Origin of the sequence: Natronospira proteinivora (genome assembly GCF_024170465.1) — a bacterium.
In the GTDB taxonomy this organism is placed as follows: Bacteria; Pseudomonadota; Gammaproteobacteria; order Natronospirales; family Natronospiraceae; genus Natronospira; species Natronospira proteinivora.
Window position 1 is genome coordinate 273,067 of the sequence record NZ_JALJYF010000001.1, and the last position, 19,454, is coordinate 292,520.

Consider the following 19,454-nt stretch of genomic DNA (forward strand, 5'->3'; position numbering starts at 1 on the left):
ATTTTATTCGTTAATTACTGAAGGGGCATTACATGGAAGCCAGTATTATTGTCATTGGCCTTCTGGCCGTTCTTATTGCCGTTTTTCTGGCCCAGGGCCTGCGTATTGTCCAGCAGTCCGAATGCATGGTCATTGAACGGCTGGGGAGTTTTCATCGGGTATTGAATCCCGGTATCAATCTCATCATTCCCTTTGTCGATCAACCCCGCCAGGTAACGGTCCAGGGTTATACCCGCACCGCCCAGCGCATCATGACCAATACCAACCGGATCGACCAGCGGGAAACGGTTCTGGATTTCCCCAGTCAGCCCATGATCACCCGGGACAATGTCGCCGTTCGAGTCAACGGGGCTATTTACTACCAGGTGGTGGATCCCAAGTCCGTGGTCTATACGGTGGAAAATTTTGTTCTTGCCGTGGAAACCCTGACGCGCACAACCCTTCGTTCCGTGGTGGGTAATCGGGAACTGGATGATCTGCTGGAAAACCGGGATGAAGTGAACCAGCGTCTGCTGCAGATTCTCGACGAAGCTGGCGAGAAGTGGGGTGTGAAGGTGACCCGGGTGGAGATTCAGGACATCGACCTGCCCGAGGAAATCGAAGAAGCCATGCGGGCCCAGATGACCGCCGAGCGGAAACGTCGGGCTACCGTTACCGAGGCCAATGGCCACCGGGAAGCCGAGATCAAACAGGCGGAAGGGGACAAGGAAGCCGCCGTGCTGCGGGCCGATGGGGACCGTGAAGCCGCCATCCGCCGTGCCGAGGGTGAGCGAAAGGCCATTGAAACGATTCTCTCCGCCGGCGGTGACAAGGGCCTGAATGCCGAGCGGGTCACGGGCTATCTGCTGGGCCTGGAATACCTGCGCACCCTGCCCAATATCGCCAAGGAAGGGGACCGAGTCTTCTTGCCCGCCGAATTCAGTCAGCTGGGCAGCACCATTGGCGCCTTCAGTGATCTGGCCGGCAAGCTGAAACAGTAAGCGCGTCGTATTTTGATTAAAGGCCGGATCCCGGGGAGGGTGGCCAAGGTGATTCCACCTTGGCCACCCTCCTTATTTTTGGGTCTTCGTGGAATTGCGGGCAGCACAGATGCTTTAATTCGGGAGGATCGAGTGCAGGGTGGGGCTGGCCAGGGCTGTGCGCGACATCCCTGTCTCGCACAGCCCCTGAAAACCCTGCCATGTAATCGATCCTTCAGACCGAAAGTGTTGGAGAGATGAGCTGACTTGGGCTACGTTCGAATGGCTGAGATAGATAGTTCCCGATGCGGATGGGCCTCACTAGGTCCACGGAATTGCGCGATGGACCTTATTTTTTGGCATTAGAATTCGGGGAAGTTGGCCGGTTTGTTCAAGGCCCAGTCGTAGTCGATGTAACGAATCCTTTGGGTCTGATCCAGCTTTTCATGCACCCGCTCATCACCGTGTTCCCGAATCCAGTCCCGGACACTGTCATTTTCTCTTTTGTAGTCGTTCTCGTACCAGTCAAAAAGACTGCTGAGATAGAGCCTGTCTCCGTCTACCTTCAGGTGGTAGTGGGTGTTCAATGCCCGGCGGGTGTTTTCTTCCAGGTAATGATCGATGTTTTCGGCGGTATAGACCTGATCCCGCAGTGGCGGGCAGCCTACCGAAGCACAGTTGACCGCAAAGTGGACCCGGGCATCGGCCCAGCCCTTGTCCCAGTAATCTTCACCCAGCAGGATGCCTTTTTCCATTTCGTCCAGGCTGTATTTTTGGCCATCGATTTCGAATAGCTCCCGCTCGAAGACATTCTTGCGAAAGGGATTGTAGCGGCCGCCATAATCCCAGACCGAATCAATCAGCTCTCCATCCGGGCGTTCTTCCAGAATGTGAGCGATCATGAAAAAGTTATAGGCATTCAGCCAGAAGGCGTTGAAGCGCTCCCGATCATCCAGATTGTCGATATCGAAATCGGCCAGGATGTTTCGCTGCTTCTGGACCCATTCCATGCTGGTATCCCGGTTCAGTGCCGTCTGGTAATCAAAGGCGGATACCAGGCCATCGTTCTCCAGTGTCTTTTCCGTGAGATGGGCATCCAGCAGTTTCTGGAAGGGGGCGAAGGTGGTTTCCAACGATTCCCGTGGGCTATCGGCCAGCGATGTCCCGGAGAGAGCCACCAGGGCCATGGTCATGAAGAGTAACGTTGATAAGTGTCTGGCTAGGCGCATATCAGCATCTTTTTCGTTTCAAGGGGCATCTCAGGCTTTGAGACGCTAATGACAGATCCTTGTTACAGGCTGCTTAATCCCCGCTGTTCCGCCGGAGACGGACCAGAATGAGTTGGGCAAGACCCATCATGCCCACCAGCAGAAAGAGGGGGAGCAGGACGGTGACATCCAGGGCTTCCTCCTCCACCACGGCTTGGGTCAGGCCGTGGAGTGCGCCGGCATAGACCCACCATTTGGCGGTCAGGCCCAGCAGGGCGGCCAGTACGAAGGTGGGCAAGGGCAGGGGTATCAAGCCGCCGGCATAGTTGACCACCGAGTGGGGAAAGCCCGGCAGGGCCCGCAGGGCCACTTGGGTGAACAGATTGCCCTGCCGTTCCAGCAGATCGACGATCGCCCGGGCCTTGGGGCCGGGCGCCCAGCCCCGGCTCAGTGAGCCGGAAAAGTGGCGGGCTCCTACCGCGCCCAGGGTACTGCCGGCCACCAGGATGGGTACGGCGATAAGGGGCGGTAAAAAGGGTGCTACCACCCAGACCAGGGTGCTGCCGGGCAAGGCAAAGGTGAACAGCAGGGCCTGGAGGGTAATGAGGGCGACCCAGGCCGCCGGATGACTCATCCAGCGTTCCCCCCAGGCCAGCAGGGTCTCCAGGGGGATTGGTTGCCAGATCGACAAGAGGGTGCCGGCAATCAGCACCAGGGCAAGCAATAGCAAGCGCCATGATGGGGTCTGTTTCATGGTTTAACGCGAATCAATCGGCCGTTGGACTGGTCCGTGAGCAAATAGATATAACCCTCCGGACCGACTTGCACGTCCCGAATCCGGCTCTCCAGCTCTTCGAATAGCTGTTCCTGCTCCGCCGCCGAGCTACCTTCCAAACGAACCCGGACCACTGAGCGGGACACCAGCCCGGCCACCAGCAGGTCGCCGTCCCAGTCCGGGAAGGCCTCGCCCCGGTACTGACTCAGGCCGGCCGGGGCAATGGCCGGGGTCCACACCAGGACGGGGTCTTTCATGCCCGGCAGGGATTGATGGGGGGTGATGCGTGCCCCGGAATAGTCCACCCCGTGGGTGGCCAGCGGCCAGCCGTAGTTGGTGCCGGCCTCAATGATGTTCAGTTCGTCGCCACCCCGGGGGCCGTGCTCATGGGACCAGATTCTATCGGTGGCCGGGTCATGAATGATGCCCTGGATATTGCGGTGACCATAGCTGTAGATTTCGTCTTGGGCTTCCTCATCATCCACAAAGGGATTGTCGTCGGGAATGGATCCGTCCTCATTCAGACGCAGCAGGCTGCCCAGGTGGTTGGCCCGGTTCTGGGCCTGCTCACGGTAATCAAACCCATCACCCAGGCCCAGCAACAGTGTGTTATCCGGCAGGAAGGTCATGCGACCGCCGTAGTGAACGGGGGTGGAGCGGGTGGGTTCGGCCTCGAAAATCACTTCCAAGTCCACCAGGGCATGGTCGGACAGGCGGGCTCGAACCACGCGGGTGGTATTGGCCCGGGCCGTGCCGTGGGCCAGGCTGAGATACAGCCAGCCATTGTCGGCATAATCCGGGTGCGGCATCACCTCGAACAGTCCGCCCTGGCTGGCCACATAGGCCTCAGGAACACCATCAATGGCTTCGGGGTGTAGTTCGCTGTCTTCAATCAAGCGCAGACGACCGGCCCTTTCGGTGACCAGTATTTGGCCATCCGGGAGAAAGGCCATGGACCAGGGATGTTCCAGCCCCTCGGCCAGGGTCTCCAGTTGATAATCATGGGCCTTGAGGGGGGTGCTTATGGCCGACAGGCACAGGCAGCATAGTGACAGGGCAATTGCGCGTTGGATAACGTTCATGGGACGATTCCTGGCATCAAGGTATAAAGCCTTAACAAGAACTTACAGGAGCAGGCCCCATGAGGAAACTGGGCGGGTGGTTGTTTCGCTGGTTGCTGGCCGTTCTGGCCACGGCCGCCGTGGGTTCAATCGTCCAGAGCCAGTTCAATCTGGCCGCCATTCGCCAGTGGGGAGCGCCGGTAGGTTTCGGCGAGCGACTGCAGGTCACCTTCCAGGATCTGATTGGTTTTGCCCCACTGTGGGCGGTATTGGTGGGGGTGGCCTTGTTGTTGGCATTTCTGCTGGCCCAGGCTTTGTTGCGCCTGGGGCCGGGGATGGCGGCCTGGCTGTATCCGGTGGCTGGGTTGCTGGCGGTAGCGGCCCTGATCGGGCTTTTGCATGTCGCCTTGCCCATGACCCCCATTGCCGCGACCCGCACTCTGGCCGGCAGTGTGTTCATGGCCCTGCCCGGTCTGCTGGGCGGCTGGATATTTGTTAGGCTGAGTGAAACCCCCAGCGGGCAAGCTGCCTGATCCCAGGAGACCGTATGAGCCGCGAAGAAGACGACACGGTTTCGAGCGAAGAACGCGAGTCCGCCCAGGCGGAATTGCATCGTCCGCCCCGCTATCTGGTGGTGCCGCCGGAGATGGAGGCTCGATTGGCCCCGCTGGATGAACGCCCCATGACACCCTGCAAGGAAGAGGCGGCCAGTTATGCTCCTGAAGCCGGGGCCGATAGCCTGGATAATCCAGGCATTGGCGGGACCGGGCTTGAGTAGGGGCTAGACTCTCTTAAAAGGAATACCGCCATGCTCCACGGTCTGTTTATCAGTCTTCACAGCCTTGCCGCCGTTATCTGGGTGGGGGGCATGTTCTACGCCTATATGGCCATGCGCCCGGCGGTGGTGGCCCGTATCGAGCCCGCTCAGCGGCCCGGTCTCTGGCAGGAGGCCCTGTCCCGTTTTTTCCTCTGGGTCTGGATTGCCGTGGCGGTATTGCTGGTCAGCGGCCATGGCTTGGTGGCCCTGATGGGGGGCTGGGGAGCCGTGGGCTGGCATATTCATCTGATGCACGCCATTGGCCTGCTGATGATGCTGATCTACGCATGGGTCTTCTTTGTGCCCTATCGACGCTTAAAGCGGGCCGACCAGGCGGATGATGCCTCCGATGGCGGGCGCCAGATCCCCCTGATCCGACGCGCCGTGGGCATTAACCTGCTACTCGGCCTGATCACCGTTGCCATCGCTTCCGGCGGTGTTTATTGGTAAGCCTCTGGTTTGGCAAATGACCGGGCTTGCCGGTACCGGCTGACCCCCGCTATATTAGCGGGGCCTAAAGTAATAGGTGGGAGTCGGGTATGAAGGCGGCGTTCTGGCATGAACGGTGGCAGCAGGGGCAGATCGGTTTTCATCAGGCCCAAGTCAACCATAACCTGAAAACCCTGTGGCAGGAACTTAGGCCAGCTCCCGAGGAGGGCGTTCTGGTGCCGCTGTGTGGCAAGGCCCATGACATGGCCTGGCTACAAGCCCAGGGCCATGCCGTGACTGGCGTGGAGCTGAGCCCGGTGGCGTGCCGGGAATTCTTTGCCGAACGTGGGCTGACCCCTGCGCAAAGCCGTCATGGGCGTTTCCAGCGCTTCAGCCACGGCCGGATTCAGCTGCTGTGCGGCGACTTCTGGGATCTCAAAGCGGCCGATCTGGCGGGGGTGAGCTTGTTCTATGATCGTGCTGCCTTGATCGCACTGCCACCGGCCATGCGGGAGGATTATGTCGCCCATCTGGCAAGGGTCCTGTCACCAGGCAGCCGGGGTTTGCTGATAAGTCTGGATTATTCAGACGGCTCGCTTCAGGGCCCACCCTTCAATGTCAGTGACGAGGAAGTCTTCCGCCTGTTTCAGCCAGACTTCAAGCTGAGCCGCCTGCTCCAACGAGCGCTGGGAACGGATGATCCCTTGAGTCGACGCGGCCTCACACACGGCACGGAGTCGGTCTTCTACCTGGAACGACGTAACTAGTGGTGTTTGCAGCGTTTCAATTGCGCAATGCCGGAACAATTCGCGCCCGAACGCTACGAGGCGATTCAGGCTCTGCCACCCGAAAGAAGTCGACCGCTTTCAGGGTTTCACGGCTCGATCACATGGTGGGATTGGCCAGGGACGCTGTGAATCCATCCCTGAGACGCTCTGGGCGCGACATCCCTGTCGCGCACAGCCCTGGCCAATCCCACCATGTGCTCGATCCTCCAGGCTGAAAGCAGCGATGGAGTGAGTTGGCTTGGGCTTCGTTTGAGTTGCTGATATAGACAGTTCCGAATCAGAGAGAGTTAATTACTCTCCAAGGAGATTGACTAAGAACCCAAAAAAGCCCCGACAGCCAGGCTGGCGGGGCTTTTTTACCTTGATTATCCCCTGGCTCAATCCTCCCAGGGGCGGATGGCCATCAACGGGCCGGTTCGGCGTACTCCTCAATCCAGTCGCGGACTTCCTCGTACCAGCGAATGGAGTTGTTGGGTTTGAGAATCCAGTGATTCTCGTCGGGGTAATACACCATGCGGGCATCAACACCCTGGTGGCGCAGGGTGCGGAAAATCTCGAAACCCTGTCCCACCGGCACCCGGTAATCCTTCTGTCCGTGGATAATCAGAGCCGGTGTATCAAAGTCCCCGGCCAGGTAGTGGGGGGAGATTTCCTCGTAGATGTCATGTTCCCAGAAATCACCGAAGCGGTCGCTATGGACGGCGAAATCCGCCGACATCTGGGAGTACATGTTGTAGACCGCGGCATGGATGACCAATGTGTTGAAGGGGTGGTCCTTGGCCAGCAGCACACTGGACAGATAACCGCCATAACTGCCGCCACCGGCCACCATGCGGTCACTGTCAATCCAGGGTTGTTCAGCAAACCATTCAGCGGCCTTGATGGTGTCGGTGTAAGGCTTGGTCTTCCAGTCCGGGTTGATGGCGTCAGTGAATTCCTGGCCAAACCCCGAGGACCCATGGAAGTTGTGCCAAGCGGTGACATAGCCCCATGAGGCAAATGTCTGGGCATTCCAGCGGAAGTGGAAGCCGTCCGTAATGGCGTTGTGAGGGCCACCGTGAATCAGCAGGAACAGGGGGTATTCCTGGCTTTCATCAAAGCCCGGCGGGTAGTGGACCCACATCTGGATTTCCTGTCCGTCATAACCCTCATACGTCACCGACTCGTAAGTGCCAAGATCCACATCGGCGAGAATCTCGTCATTGAAATCCTCGAGCCGGTGGGCGTCACCGTTGCCGGTTTCCACACGGACCACCCGCGGCGGGAAGAGAAAGCTCTCGTTGTTGGCCACCAGGGTGCCGTCATCAGAGATGGAGAGATTCTGGAAGTTGGTATCACCGGTGACAGACCGTGGTTCACCGGACTCGCCATTAATGAAATAGACCCGGTTGGTACCGGCATCATCAATGGCCCCGTACAGGCCGCTGCCGTCCGGTGCCCAGACCAGGTCCGAGACTGAACGGTCCCATTCCTCGGTCAGCATCCGTTGCTCGCCGCTGTCCAGATCATGGAACATAAGCTCGCTCTGGTCGGCATAGAAGCCGCGGATATGCTGGCGGGTGAAGGCGAGGGTCTGACTGTCCGGACTGAACAGGGGGCTGCTGTCCGGGGCTTCATTGTCGGCGGTGATATTTTCGGCCTGCTCATCGCCCGGTGTCACCAGAAAGAGATCGTATTCCGGGTTCACCCCGTCGCGGGCACTGTCTGCTTGAAAGGCCACCCGGGATTCGTCTGGGGCTACGTCATAGCTCCCGGCACCGGCCCCGGAGCGGGAGAGCCGCCAGCCCGTAGGCTGGGTGATGGCTTCAATCTCTCCGTCTTCCGCAGGAATCCGGAACAGGTGATTCTCCCGCTCCTCATCCAGCCAGTGATCCCAGGAGCTGTAAGGCAGATCATCCCAGGCCTGGGCGGTGACCGGATCTTCTTTCTGCTCCTCCAGTTTTTCCTCCATCTCCTCCCAGTCCTTGTCCGGCCAGATATTGCTGACAAAGTAGAGGTGTTCACCGACCCATTTGACGCCACCCACGCCGGTGGGGACCTCGGTCAGCTGCTCTGCCTCTCCGGGCATGTCCATGGGCAGGAGATAGATTTGCGGCCGCTCGTCATCACCGCGTGCGCTGGTGAAGGCCAGCATGGACCCATCAGGACTGAACACCGGATTGCTGCCGCCGGCTTCATGGCGGGTCAGCTGCCGTTGGCGTTCACCGTCCTCGTCGAGCAGCCAGAGATGGGTCTCGGATTCATCCGAATCCACATCGTAACGGGTGACAGGAACCACCACATGGCCGCCGGCGGGTGAAACCACCGGACTGCCCAGGCGATCCAGCTGCCAGAGGATCTCCTTGGACAAGGGTTCATGATCATCATTGTTGTTGGCCTCGGCACAGCCTGTAGCCAGGCACAGCGCCAGACCCGCCAGAAATAGACGTGTCATCTTTTCCTCCATCAACACTCAGGACCAAAGACGTATTGTTACACCATAACGTCCCTGTGTGTCCATATGACATGTGTCTTTCCAGAGCTGCGTTGCGGGATCCCGCCAAATGTTCAAGTCAGGGGCAGGGGGGGTGCCACTTGTTTACAGAAGGTATGGTGAAATGCTTACTACCGAATTTTCCGATTTTTTTTCTGGCACACTTGAATTCAAGGGATAATTGGCTACTATTTTTCTATGTCAATGGGGAAATGATCGTGTCGGGCACTTTGGGGGACCGAGCGATTTTTGGGGGACCCGGCTTTTTGCTTCATCACGACTTGGTATTGGGGAAGTACCAACGCCGCATATCGCCTCCGCTAATCACTACAAGACCCTCCCGCACTTCATGATCGTTTAGATTTCTGTGCAGTATCTGCCAGGGAGGGGTGGATGGTTTTCCACAGACTTTTCCTTACTCTATTCGTTGTCGTTCTCACGCTTCCTTTTTTGCTCACGGGTACGGTCGCCGATGATGGCCGTACGCCCCGTGTGACTGAGGCTCTTTGGGTCGCCGAAGGTGGCCGCATCAGCGGCTTCGATCTTCATACCGGCCAAGAGCTATTCGGTGGTATAAGCCAGCACGCGGCAGTGCAGGCGCTTGCCGTGGATGTCACTAGCGGCTCCATCTGGGCGATGGAAGCATCGACCAACGAACCAGAGACGCCCTGGGCCCTGCGCGCTTATTCCTTTGATGGCCTGCTTGAGGCTGACTGGCCGCTCCCCGCCACGGTGGGGGAAAACGTTGCTGACATGGCCCTGAGCGCAGAGGGCCGTTTTGTATGGCTGGCCGATACCGAGACCCTGCATCGAGTCGATACCGCATCTGGTGATCTGGAGACCGTGTCTCTTCAGCATCGCCCTGGAGAAATGTTGGCTGATCATGAGCGCAACGAGATTTATCTCCTTGCCGATGAGCAGTTGGAGGTGTTTTCGGCCTCTGGAGACGCTTTTCCATCCAAAGAACGTTCATTCGCATTGGACGGTGCAGCAATCCCTCGTCGTTTGTCGTGGGATCCGGTTTCCGGGGAACTCTGGGTACTGAGTGACGAGGATATTCAGCGTATACAGCCTGACGGTCAGCTGATCGAACGCTTCGAGGTTCGCGATCCCGAGTCGGTTCGGGAGCTGGCACCGGATGGGCAGGGTGGCGTCTGGATAGCGAGCGAGCATCGTTTGCAGCGCATCCATAGTGGCGGCGGGGTAGCGGTCGAGCTTTCACCATTTGCCGGATTGATGGATATCGCTGGAGGTATTCGGGCCCTGTACTCGGACCCCCGGTCAGGCCGTATTTGGGTCGTCGCCGGTTCGCATGTTCGTGTACATGGGCTGGCTGGAGAGCTAGTCAATACTGGACGAGTTTCAAGCGTTGCAGGCCCATCTTCCCTTTTCCTCGACACCCTCGCGCCTGCGCTGGAAATCATATCGCCGGTGGACGACAGCTATATCGCTGATACCCGTCCTGAGTTGGATTTCGCGTGGACCGATGCCGGTACTAGCGTAGATTCAGATAGTCTGAAGCTGGAGTTGGACGAAGCGGCGCCCCCAATTTCCTGTGAAATGGGCCAGGTGAGTGCCTCTTGTGAATTCGATGAGGCGTTGGATGATGGCGAGTATGAGGTGCTGGCGACCATTGCCGATTTTGCCGGAAATGTATCGGATGAACAGAATGTCCAGTTTACTGTAGATACACAGCCGCCGACTATCTCTCTGGACACGCCCGAGGCTGGCACTCGCGTTACAAGTCCCGTCATCCGTGCCGCAGGGACGGTTGATCAGTCTGCTTCCCTATTCATCGGCGGTGCCCCGATTGCAAATGATTCCGGCGTTTTTGATACGGAAGTAGATCTGGATCCGGGTGTCAATATTCTCGAGTTCAGTGCTGAAGATCGTGCCGGCAATAGGGCCGAGCTCGTGCGTGAGGTGTATTTTGACCCGCCGGCTCCGCGTCTGTCAGTGGATAGCCCGCCTGCCGATGTCGTCACTCCGCGTACAGAAATAGTTATTCAAGGTCACGCCGAGCATGTCGAAACCCTCAGGCTTAATGGCGATATCGTTACAGTGGATTCGGGAGGTGCTTTCGAAGTTAGCCGTACTCTGAATCAGGGGGATAACCATTTCAGCCTCCAGGCATCGGGTATCTGGGGCGAGCAAACATCTGAATCCCTTATCGTGCATCAGGATAGCGCCGCAGCCGATTTTGATTTCTCTCACCTTTCCGTCAGCCATACTGGCAATGGTGCGCACCACATTCGTGCTGCCGAGGGATCTGTCCGGCCCGGCCAGGAAATCATTGTCAAGATCTATGACCAGAACGGGGTTCTACTGGATGAGGTAGCGGCCATAGCAGACGAAGAAGGTCGTATTGATGCCACCATTGATGTGCCGGAGGGTGGCTCAATCCGACTTCGCCCTGGTGGCAGCCATGGTGGCCTCAGCAATGAGGGCGACAAGCCATTGGATGCATCGTCGGAGCCGAGTAGCTCGGATGGTTCCCCTGCTGCAGTTCCCATGGGGGAATCCTACGGTGGACTCGGCTCGCGCACCAGTCATGTGCCGGGTCACATGCCCGGCGAATTCTCAGTGGGCGCATTGGGCGAGGCAGTGTATGACATTCCCATTGCCACGCCGCCTGGTGTTGACGACATGACGCCTGACCTCGCCCTTCATTACAGCAGTCAGGCGGGAAATGGGTATATCGGGCGTGGCTGGTCCCTGTCCGGGCAGTCCAGTATAAGCCGGTGCGCACAGACCCGTGCCCAGGATGGGCAGGTCGGCGGTGTTCAACTCAACGAGGATGATCGGTTTTGCATGGATGGCCAGCGTCTGATGGTAACGGATGGCGACTACGGTGCACCCGATTCTAGTTATCGCACTGAAGTGGAAAGTTGGCAGGATGTGCGTGCCGAAGGCAGTAGTGGTTCAGGCCCGGAATCCTTTACCGTCAGGAGCCGGGATGGTTTGATTCGCCATTATGGGGGCACTCAGGCCATTGAAGGCAAGTCGGATGGAACGATCCTTGCTTGGCCAATCCGAAAAATAGAAGACCGCTTTGGCAATAGTATCCGTTTTCGCTATCGAACCGAGCCTGGCACCATTGAGTGGTATCCCACTCGGGTTTCTTGGTACAACGCCAACGATGAGCTCCTGGGTGTCGTAGAACTTTCCTATGAACCACGTCCAGATGTTATAAAGAACTATGGGCCCGGTTATGACAACAGTTTGACCAAACGCCTCAGTGAGATCGAAGTTCGTGAATCCTTCTCGTCCGGTTATGGAACCGTCTTCACCTACGGGCTTCACTATGAAACACCAGCGTCCACCGGTGAAAGTCATCTGGCTTCCGTACAGAAATGTGCGCCGGAAGGGTGTTTGCCTCCAACGGAATTTGAATGGGCACATCATAATAATGCAACCTGGGAAACCCCTCAAGCTGTCTCAGATCCTGGTTCTGACTGGATAGGAACGGCGCGACGGGGGCATGGTTATCGCCCTGGATTGCTTAGTATTCAGGGTGATCAGCTTCGTTACCGCTCCTTTATTTCAGGGAGCGACGAAGTGATACTTCAGAATTCGAGGATCTGTGGTCACGGTTCCGGTGATTGCGAAACACATCTTGGTAGATACGCGGCAGTTGCAGATTTTACCGGTGATGGGGCGGATGAAATTCTTTTGCCGGACGGAGCGTATCTCCTGGGAGTTTATCGTTTAAGTGATGGTGAGAGGATCGAGATTCTTGATTATGTAGTGAATGAGACACCTTATGAAATCGCCCGAGATGGGCAGGTTCAGGTGGCAGACTTCACAGGTAACGGATATCCGGATGTGCTTGTTGTAAGTCAAGGCCCTGGTACTCTACGTCCAGGGCGATTTTTCAAAAACGAGGAAGGCGTGTTGGGCGAGGATCAATACGCTGGGTTTGGGTTGGATGATGCGGAGCACATGAGCGTTGCGACAGTCCGGAATAATGGCCGTCCGGACATCATCACTTGGAGTAGTGATTGCGGAACCCCTACATGTGTTCAGGGTTGGACCTGGAGTCCGGCGGAAGAAAGTTTTGTTCGTATACCCGGTGCAGCACTGGATAATGACGATTCAACGTTGCAGGCCGTGTATCCTACTGACCTCACTGGTGACGGCGCTGCAGATCTGCTCATGGTTCGGCTCGTTGGAGGGGTAGGTAATCGACGTCAACAATTGGTTTTATATCCGGGGCGAGATGGAAGATGGGATGAAAGTGAAAGCGCTTGGGAGATAGAGGGGGAACCTGGTCGGTTCAATAGTCTTCGCCCATTAGATCTGCATGGAACTGGGCAAACAGAGGTTGTATATCAAGACCAAGAGGCGACTTCTTGGAAGAGGCTTGAGTGGGATGGTAGTGAGGAGAGTGTTTCAGTCCGAAGTTTTGGGGCACCCCTAAGATTTGATCATACTCAATTGAGGATGCTGGATTTTGAGGGCGATGGACGGGCTGGTCTCTTTTATCCCAATGGTCGCGGCGGCTGGGATTGGCGGGCTCCGGAAAATAGTAGCTCCAGGCAGATCGAGACGATTACCAACGGCTTGGGGAGTGAAACTCGCATTGCCTATGGCCAGTTGAGCGAGCGTTCAGGCGTCTATGGCGGCCATTCCGATGACGGCCTGTCGGGCGATGTTGAGTTTCCATTCTTCCACAGTCGTGGAAATGGCTTTGTAGTGAAGGCAACGGCTACTGATGTTGGTCCACACTCCGGTGGATCAGAGAGTAGTTATGTCGCCACATCCTATCGTTATCACGGCGGAAAGATGGACACTTCAGGGCGGGGGTTTTTAGGATTTCGTCGGGTTGATGCGGTCAATCACAACACCGGCATTGTGACAACCAACCATCACCGTCAGGATTTCCCATTCACGGGAATGCTGGAAGAGTCTGCACAGTATCGCCCTCCAAATGTTGCTCCTTCGCCATTTGATGAGCAACACTGGTCTGGCATTGTCTATGTTCCAGATGGTGGTTTTTGTGATGAGGCTGGTGCTTGCCGTGACTTGCCTCTTGGTGAAGATGCCCCGCTGTTGGCTACTGGTAGCGACGACTACGAAGGGCTGATCAAGAAAACCACGCAATCGTTGGATAGCCTTTCGAGTGCCGAAGCAGGAAGACCTTATCCCTATGTGGCCCAGAAAGAAAAGCGGTCTTTTGAGCTGGGCACTGGCGAGGAATACAGACGGGAAGTCACGGGCACGCAGTATGACTCCTGGGGCAACGTTGTTGATGTTTCTGTCAGTTATAGAGACGGTAGTGGCTCGGAATCTCTAAGTATTCACACAGTAAATTCCTATGATCAAGATGATCCGGGGAGCTGGTGTCTTTCGCGTCTGACCGAGAGCATGGTAACCCATTCCAACTCCGCTGGCAGTGAAACCAGGAGAGCGAGCTTTAATTATAATCCGTCCACCTGTGCGCTGGTGGAAGAAGTTTCCGGTGATCCGGATTCAGGTGCCTACAAGGTGAGCAGCTATCAGTACGACACAGATGGAAACCGTATAGTGGTCGAACGTGGGGGGCGAGGGTCGGATGGTACAGATGCGCCTACGCGAACGAGTAGCGTTGAGTATGATGCGTCTGGCCGCTATACAGTCAGTCAAACGGATGCGGAAGGCCACACGACATCTTTCTTGCGTGAACACCCTTTGCGCTTGAAGACCAGAGAAATAGGGCCGGATGGCGTAGCTCAGCACTGGAGTTATGATGACTTTGGCCGCAAGACCGGATGGGAAGGTAATCTTGATACCCAAAGTATGAGTATAAGCCGGTCATGGTGTGGCACCGCGGATGCTTCCTGTGAAGACGAAGGTCGGTCTCTTTATACGGTGAGCAGAAATCACTCCATTGAAGGTAGCTCGCGTACGGAATATGACCGATTAGGGAGGGCTGTCTGGGAATCCGAGCAGGATGCATTGGGCAATACCGTGACTGCGGAAACCCATTTTGATCCTCTGGGCCGGCCTTATTTGACGTCAAAGCCCTACCGGGATCGTTCCAGCGCTGCCTGGAGCCTTATTCGTTATGATGCACTTGACCGCCCCGTTATTGAAGCAGGCAGCACCGCGTCCGATTGCGTTGGGAGCCCGAATTCGCTCGGGATTAGCCATGATGATCCAGAGAGTACCGGCTGTCTGACGGTTTTCTCTGAAACAGCCTACAGTGGGCTTTCAACGATTAGCAAAGATGTAAATGGCCGTGTAAAAATGCATGTCAAGGATTCGGCGGATCGACTGTTGGCAGTAGTTGACGATCCCGGCGGAAAAAATATATCCACGGAGTATCAGTATCATCCGGCTGGAGATACCTGGCGAGTACTCCGCGACGGTGGCAATCATGTGACTGAGATCCATTATGATGCGCTGGGTCACAAGCTCGAAATGTCTGATCCGGACATGGGCACTTGGACCTACCGACACTCGCCGTTCGGTGACTTGGTTGAGCAAAGTAATTCACTGGGCGAGACTACGCTTATTGGATACGACCGGCTTGGGCGTCGATTGCACCGGGACGAGCCCGATCTCCAGACGGACTGGATTTATGATGACCAAGGGCGTCTGATTGCCGAGGTTTCTTCAAATGGTTATGCGGCTTACAGTTCCTATAACCAGCACGGTCAAATAGAGCGTCAGACGACCGTTATTGATGGGCAGGACTTCGAGACCCAATATCTTTATGACGAAGAGGGCCGGGTCGAGAGTAAAGTCTACCCGACTGGCATGGATCGTGATTACTGGATTACGGCCAATGCGAACCAGGCAGCCGGGGGCGTTGAGCTGGCATGGGGTATTCGAAGGGAACACCGGGCTTATGAATTGCATCGGCTTCCCCAGTCGGATAGTGACGTCCCCGAGAAGGTTTGGGCGTACTCTGACGGAGCAGGTGCACAAGAAGGCGTCGAAACCTTGGCGGATGATATTGTCGGCGAAGTCCAGGATTATGATGGAGAAACATTCGATTATGTACTCAAGGAGTGCATGCCGGATGGGTCCGCCTGCAGTGAGGTCGCACGGCGCTCTGATGTACATCTTCCACCACCCTTGCCGACTCAGCCAGGGTCGCCGAAGATTGATGTACCAGAGGGGCCAGTTCCCTATGGGGTCTATTGGGTCCAGTGGGGGGATGCCGAGTGGAGTGGCGACGGTTCGATCAGCTATCATGTCCAACGTTCCGGTACACGCTCATTTGACCTGAACGAGTCTGTCTCCGATGGCGAACCGGACGGCCCCTGCGGTGATGTGGAGACGGCGGCCAGCGGTGAAAATGAGTCGCTGGCGCATCGGTCACTCATGTGTCCCCGGCAAAGTGGGGACTACTACCACCGCGCCCGCGCCTGTTCTGAACTCTCTTCAGAGTGCAGTTCGTGGACCGATGAGCAGCAAGATCCAACTCAGCTTGAGCGCCGGCCCTTATTGCCAAGCGACGGTCTTGATTTTGTGGATGTTGTTCAGGTAGGGCTCACCGATACCACATTTTCCTGGGATACGCCTGAAAACCTACCCTCCGTTCAGGAGGGAACTATCGAGTACACCCTGCAACGGGTGACGGATGGTGATACCGAGACTCTCTATCAGGGAACGAGCCAGGAGTTTACGTGGAGCATCTATCACGAATGCCCTGAAGGCTATCGAATGCGGGAAGATCTGGAGCCCACGCCCGAGCCCGCCATTACACCCAGAACAGAAAGTTTCCAATTCCGTGCTTGTGATACCGGACGCTCCGGCTCGGATCGCTGCAGCTATTGGTCGCCGGAATTTGATGAAATCATCCAGCACCCGGCTGGCTTCGATCCCGTAAATGGAGACTGGTGTGAGCTTGACGACACCGGCGGCGGTGGGGGCGGCGGAGGTGGAGGTGGAGGAGGTGGTGGTGGTCACGAACCCTGTGACCCCAGCCATCCCTGGTGTGACGGTGGCGGAATTGATCCCCTGGACGGCGGGATTTACAACACATCCTCGGTGACAAACTGGGGTGATCCGGGTACCGCGAACTACCAGACCCGCTGGTCGGGACAGGGCGAAACGGGTCAGCTTGAAGAGCTGAAAGCGCCGGATGCCGAGGTTCCGCCAGAGTTCCAGGAAGTCCAACGACCAGCCTATGTTGTGACCTACGCTTACTCTAACACCGGTGCGGTTGTCAAGGTGAAGGGTGGTCTGGAAGACCGAGAGCAGAAAAGTCACTGGGTCCTGGATACGGTGGATGCAAATGGCCGAGTCACCGGCGCCAGTCTCGCTGGAGGGGCTGTCGAAGACCAATATAATTTTGACCCGCAGACCGGTAGTTTGGATAGCCGCTTGACTCGTCTTAATGACAGCACGGAAGTGGATCGCAGCTACGACTGGGATCTGGCCGGCAACCTTACAGGGCGGACAGACCATCGGCGTGGGCTTGCAGAAAGTTTTACCTATGATGCCCTCTATCGCCTTAAGGATGTGACGCGCAGTTTGCCAGGATTCGGCTCCGATGCGGTAAGCCCCGCGACATTGACCCATGAATACGATGACCTGGGTAACCTTCGCTCGAGAGGGGTGGTGACTGATTACCGTTATGAGGGCAGTGGCCATGACCATGCACAGCCGCACGCGGTCACTCGCGTCAATGCCGGTCGCGAGACTCGGACCTTCGAGTACGACGAGGCAGGCGGTATCACCAACAGCTCTCGCTATCAGGTGGAATGGACCAGTTTCCGCAAGCCGGCGTCTATCGAGAGCGAAGACGCCAGCTCCGAGTTCCGCTATGGCCCCAATCGGGCCCGCTTCCACCACGAAGTGCGGGATAAGGACAACCTGGTCCGCGAGACCTGGTATGTGGGGGGCGACTTCGAGCGCATCGTCGACCATGAGGACGGTAAGGTGATTGACCGCCACAACATCCGTGCTGCCGGCCATGTAGTGGCCCAGGTGGATGTGCCCCTGGATCCCGCCTGGGAGGACGATGACAGCCCGGATCCAGATCTTACTGTCCGCCACCTGATTCGTGACCACCAGGACTCGGTGATTCTGACGATCACGGGCATTGGCGGCTCTGCCAGTGTTTCAGAGCGGATGGACTACGAAGTCTGGGGCGAGCGGCGCCCTGCCGTGGGCGGCTGGGACATGAGCACACTGGAGCAACTGCAGGCCAGCCTGTCCGCCTCCGAGCGGGGCTACACGGGCCACGAGCACCTGGACCACCTGGGCCTGATCCACATGAACGGGCGGGTCTATGACCCCTTCATTGGGCGTTTTTTGAGTCCGGATCCATTCGTGCAATTCCCCCGTAGCACCCAGGGTTTCAACCGCTATACTTATGTGGGTAATAACCCCCTGTCGCATACGGATCCCAGTGGTTATTTTGCGGACGCCATTGCGACGGCATTCATATCGGTTTTGAGTGTGGCGGTTCCACCGGCTGGAGCGGCATTTGCTGCAGTTTGGGGCTACATGACGACTGACAGTCGAACCGTTGCGGTTTACTCAGCCGTTGCGTCCTATGCTGGCGGTCAAGTGGGTTCTGCTGCCGGATCGATGGGCTGGGGGGTAGCCCGGACAGCACTTGCGCAAGGGGTTACCCAAGGTGCGCTGTCATATGCGGCTGGAGGCCGGTTCCAGGACGGGTTTATTGGCGGGGTATCTGGCTCGCTGGTAGGCCAGCTCCAAGGTGGGAGTCTGGATACAGGCAGTGGTATGGTGGTGGCGTCGATCGTTGGCGGGACGGCGTCCCGGATGACCGGCGGACGGTTCACAAATGGGGCGGTGAGTGCCGCTTTTGCTTATGCGTTTGCGCAGGCGGGTTCTGAAGGTGAAGGTACGACGCAAAGGGACGCCCAGTCGGACGGTGAAGTTACTCCAGGCGAAATTGACCCAGATGGGCCTCTTTCGCATTCAGAAGTTCGTGGGGAAATGCGTGAAGCGTGGCATGAGAGCCTTCCTGGATCGGCTTCACCAAGAGAGCAAGGCGGTTGGATTGTGAAGTACGAAGGAGCTCTGGGGAAACTCCGGTCTGCGCTCGGCATGTCTGAGGTTTCGGTTCATCGCGCACCTCCGGGACGGGCTGATGCCATTAATCTCGGGTCAGCGCCTAAGTTTGGAACAGTCATCGGAAAGTTTCATACGCATCCGCTTTCGGATTTCCCAGTCGGTACCTATCCAAATGATCTGTATAACGCTGTCCCTGCATATGTGATCGCTGGGGGCGGCGTCACGAGGATTAATTTGGACAATACTCAGAACTATTTAGGAACGCGCCAAGAAGTGCTGTCACCGTGACCATTAGGAGTCTATATTGTGAAAATGTCTTATCAGCAGAAACTGCTACTGGCGTGCCTCTTTCTGAGTCTTTTCGCCGTCACTGTTGCAATTGGCCCTTGGCTGAAGCATCGAGGCGAGGCGGTTTCTAGTCGAATATTCGATCGCCCTATTGAACCAGCTCCTATCCAGCTAGTCTCGCATCCTGGCCGGTTTGATCACGCACTAGTTTCAATTGTCGGGCAGTGCGTAATTCGATTCGAGCATATGGTGGTCCAGGGCTCGAGTGATCCCAATAATTGGACTTCGGGTGTTTGGTTGGTACTCAATGAAGATCAGGTTGATCATTGGGAAACACTGGAGCCAAAGTCGTGCCGGGTGACCGGTGTTATTAGGAAAGGCCCGGGTGGGCATATGGGACGATGGCCTGCTGAGTTGACTCCCGTCCGTGACATCATCTTCTACAATAATTAAAACTCACCTGGGTCAGTTTTCACAAACGGGGCGGTGAGTGCGGCTTTTGCCTATGCGTTTGGGCAGGCGGCGCAGAGAAACCGGGTCACCGTTACTGGATCCGGTGCTGATGGTGGCGATTCGGCAGCGGTGCCCGAAGAAGATGTCGTCGCAACACCTGAAATGGACGAAGCGGCGGAGGCCCATAGATCTAAACTGGAGAGGCACCGTCATAAAGAATCC

At 56.9% G+C, this 19,454-nt stretch carries 10 protein-coding genes; 6 read left to right on the top strand and 4 right to left on the bottom strand.

Features of this window, described 5'->3' with window-relative positions:
• The first annotated feature begins 32 nt into the window (after positions 1-32).
• On the top strand, positions 33-980 hold the full coding sequence (locus J2T60_RS01290; RefSeq protein ID WP_253444330.1) for an SPFH domain-containing protein: 948 nt from the start codon (positions 33-35) through the stop codon (positions 978-980).
• 341 nt (positions 981-1,321) lie between these two features.
• On the opposite strand, the gene J2T60_RS01295 is transcribed toward J2T60_RS01290, so the two are convergent.
• The 3 genes from J2T60_RS01295 to J2T60_RS01305 form a co-directional block, all read right to left on the bottom strand.
• The gene (locus J2T60_RS01295) at positions 1,322-2,152 is read right to left on the bottom strand and encodes a DUF547 domain-containing protein (protein WP_253444333.1); all 831 of its coding nucleotides are present in this window, start codon (positions 2,150-2,152) and stop codon (positions 1,322-1,324) included.
• A gap of 109 nt (positions 2,153-2,261) precedes the next feature.
• Complete coding sequence (locus tag J2T60_RS01300) at positions 2,262-2,921, bottom strand: TVP38/TMEM64 family protein (RefSeq protein ID WP_253444335.1); 660 nt, start codon at positions 2,919-2,921, stop codon at positions 2,262-2,264.
• A complete protein-coding gene (locus J2T60_RS01305; RefSeq protein WP_253444338.1) occupies positions 2,918-4,024 on the bottom strand; it encodes a PQQ-dependent sugar dehydrogenase in 1,107 nt (368 codons plus the stop codon). The genes J2T60_RS01300 and J2T60_RS01305 overlap by 4 nt, the downstream gene beginning before the upstream one ends.
• Positions 4,025-4,083: 59 nt before the next feature.
• On the opposite strand from J2T60_RS01305, the gene J2T60_RS01310 reads away from it, so the two are divergent.
• The 4 genes from J2T60_RS01310 (at position 4,084) to J2T60_RS01325 (ending at position 6,016) form a co-directional block, all read left to right on the top strand.
• Positions 4,084-4,536, top strand: coding sequence for a hypothetical protein (locus tag J2T60_RS01310; RefSeq protein ID WP_253444341.1), 453 nt, complete (start codon positions 4,084-4,086; stop codon positions 4,534-4,536).
• Positions 4,537-4,550: 14 nt separating this feature from the next.
• Positions 4,551-4,781, top strand: coding sequence for a hypothetical protein (locus J2T60_RS01315; protein WP_253444344.1), 231 nt, complete (start codon positions 4,551-4,553; stop codon positions 4,779-4,781).
• Between the two features lie 30 nt (positions 4,782-4,811).
• Positions 4,812-5,270: a CopD family protein gene (locus tag J2T60_RS01320; RefSeq protein WP_253444347.1), complete on the top strand. Its 459-nt coding sequence runs from the start codon at positions 4,812-4,814 to the stop codon at positions 5,268-5,270.
• 89 nt (positions 5,271-5,359) lie between these two features.
• Positions 5,360-6,016 carry a thiopurine S-methyltransferase gene (locus J2T60_RS01325; RefSeq protein WP_253444350.1) on the top strand — a complete coding sequence of 219 codons (657 nt, stop codon included), beginning with the start codon at positions 5,360-5,362 and terminating at the stop codon, positions 6,014-6,016.
• A gap of 424 nt (positions 6,017-6,440) precedes the next feature.
• Here J2T60_RS01325 and J2T60_RS01330 read toward each other — a convergent pair whose 3' ends face one another.
• Entirely contained in the window at positions 6,441-8,471 is a 2,031-nt protein-coding gene (locus J2T60_RS01330; protein WP_253444353.1) for a dipeptidyl-peptidase 5, read from the bottom strand.
• 792 nt (positions 8,472-9,263) lie between these two features.
• Here J2T60_RS01330 and J2T60_RS01335 point away from each other — a divergent pair.
• Positions 9,264-18,779, top strand: a complete 9,516-nt coding sequence (locus tag J2T60_RS01335; protein ID WP_253444356.1) for an RHS repeat-associated core domain-containing protein — start codon at positions 9,264-9,266, stop codon at positions 18,777-18,779.
• Positions 18,780-19,454: the final 675 nt, after the last annotated feature.

Coding starts and splice junctions, on each gene's coding strand:
- J2T60_RS01290 (WP_253444330.1), top strand. CDS start 33: ATGGAAGCCAGTATTATTGTCATTGGCCTTCTGGCCGTTCTTATTGCC.
- J2T60_RS01295 (WP_253444333.1), bottom strand. CDS start 2,152: ATGACCATGGCCCTGGTGGCTCTCTCCGGGACATCGCTGGCCGATAGC.
- J2T60_RS01300 (WP_253444335.1), bottom strand. CDS start 2,921: ATGAAACAGACCCCATCATGGCGCTTGCTATTGCTTGCCCTGGTGCTG.
- J2T60_RS01305 (WP_253444338.1), bottom strand. CDS start 4,024: ATGAACGTTATCCAACGCGCAATTGCCCTGTCACTATGCTGCCTGTGC.
- J2T60_RS01310 (WP_253444341.1), top strand. CDS start 4,084: ATGAGGAAACTGGGCGGGTGGTTGTTTCGCTGGTTGCTGGCCGTTCTG.
- J2T60_RS01315 (WP_253444344.1), top strand. CDS start 4,551: ATGAGCCGCGAAGAAGACGACACGGTTTCGAGCGAAGAACGCGAGTCC.
- J2T60_RS01320 (WP_253444347.1), top strand. CDS start 4,812: ATGCTCCACGGTCTGTTTATCAGTCTTCACAGCCTTGCCGCCGTTATC.
- J2T60_RS01325 (WP_253444350.1), top strand. CDS start 5,360: ATGAAGGCGGCGTTCTGGCATGAACGGTGGCAGCAGGGGCAGATCGGT.
- J2T60_RS01330 (WP_253444353.1), bottom strand. CDS start 8,471: ATGACACGTCTATTTCTGGCGGGTCTGGCGCTGTGCCTGGCTACAGGC.
- J2T60_RS01335 (WP_253444356.1), top strand. CDS start 9,264: ATGGCCCTGAGCGCAGAGGGCCGTTTTGTATGGCTGGCCGATACCGAG.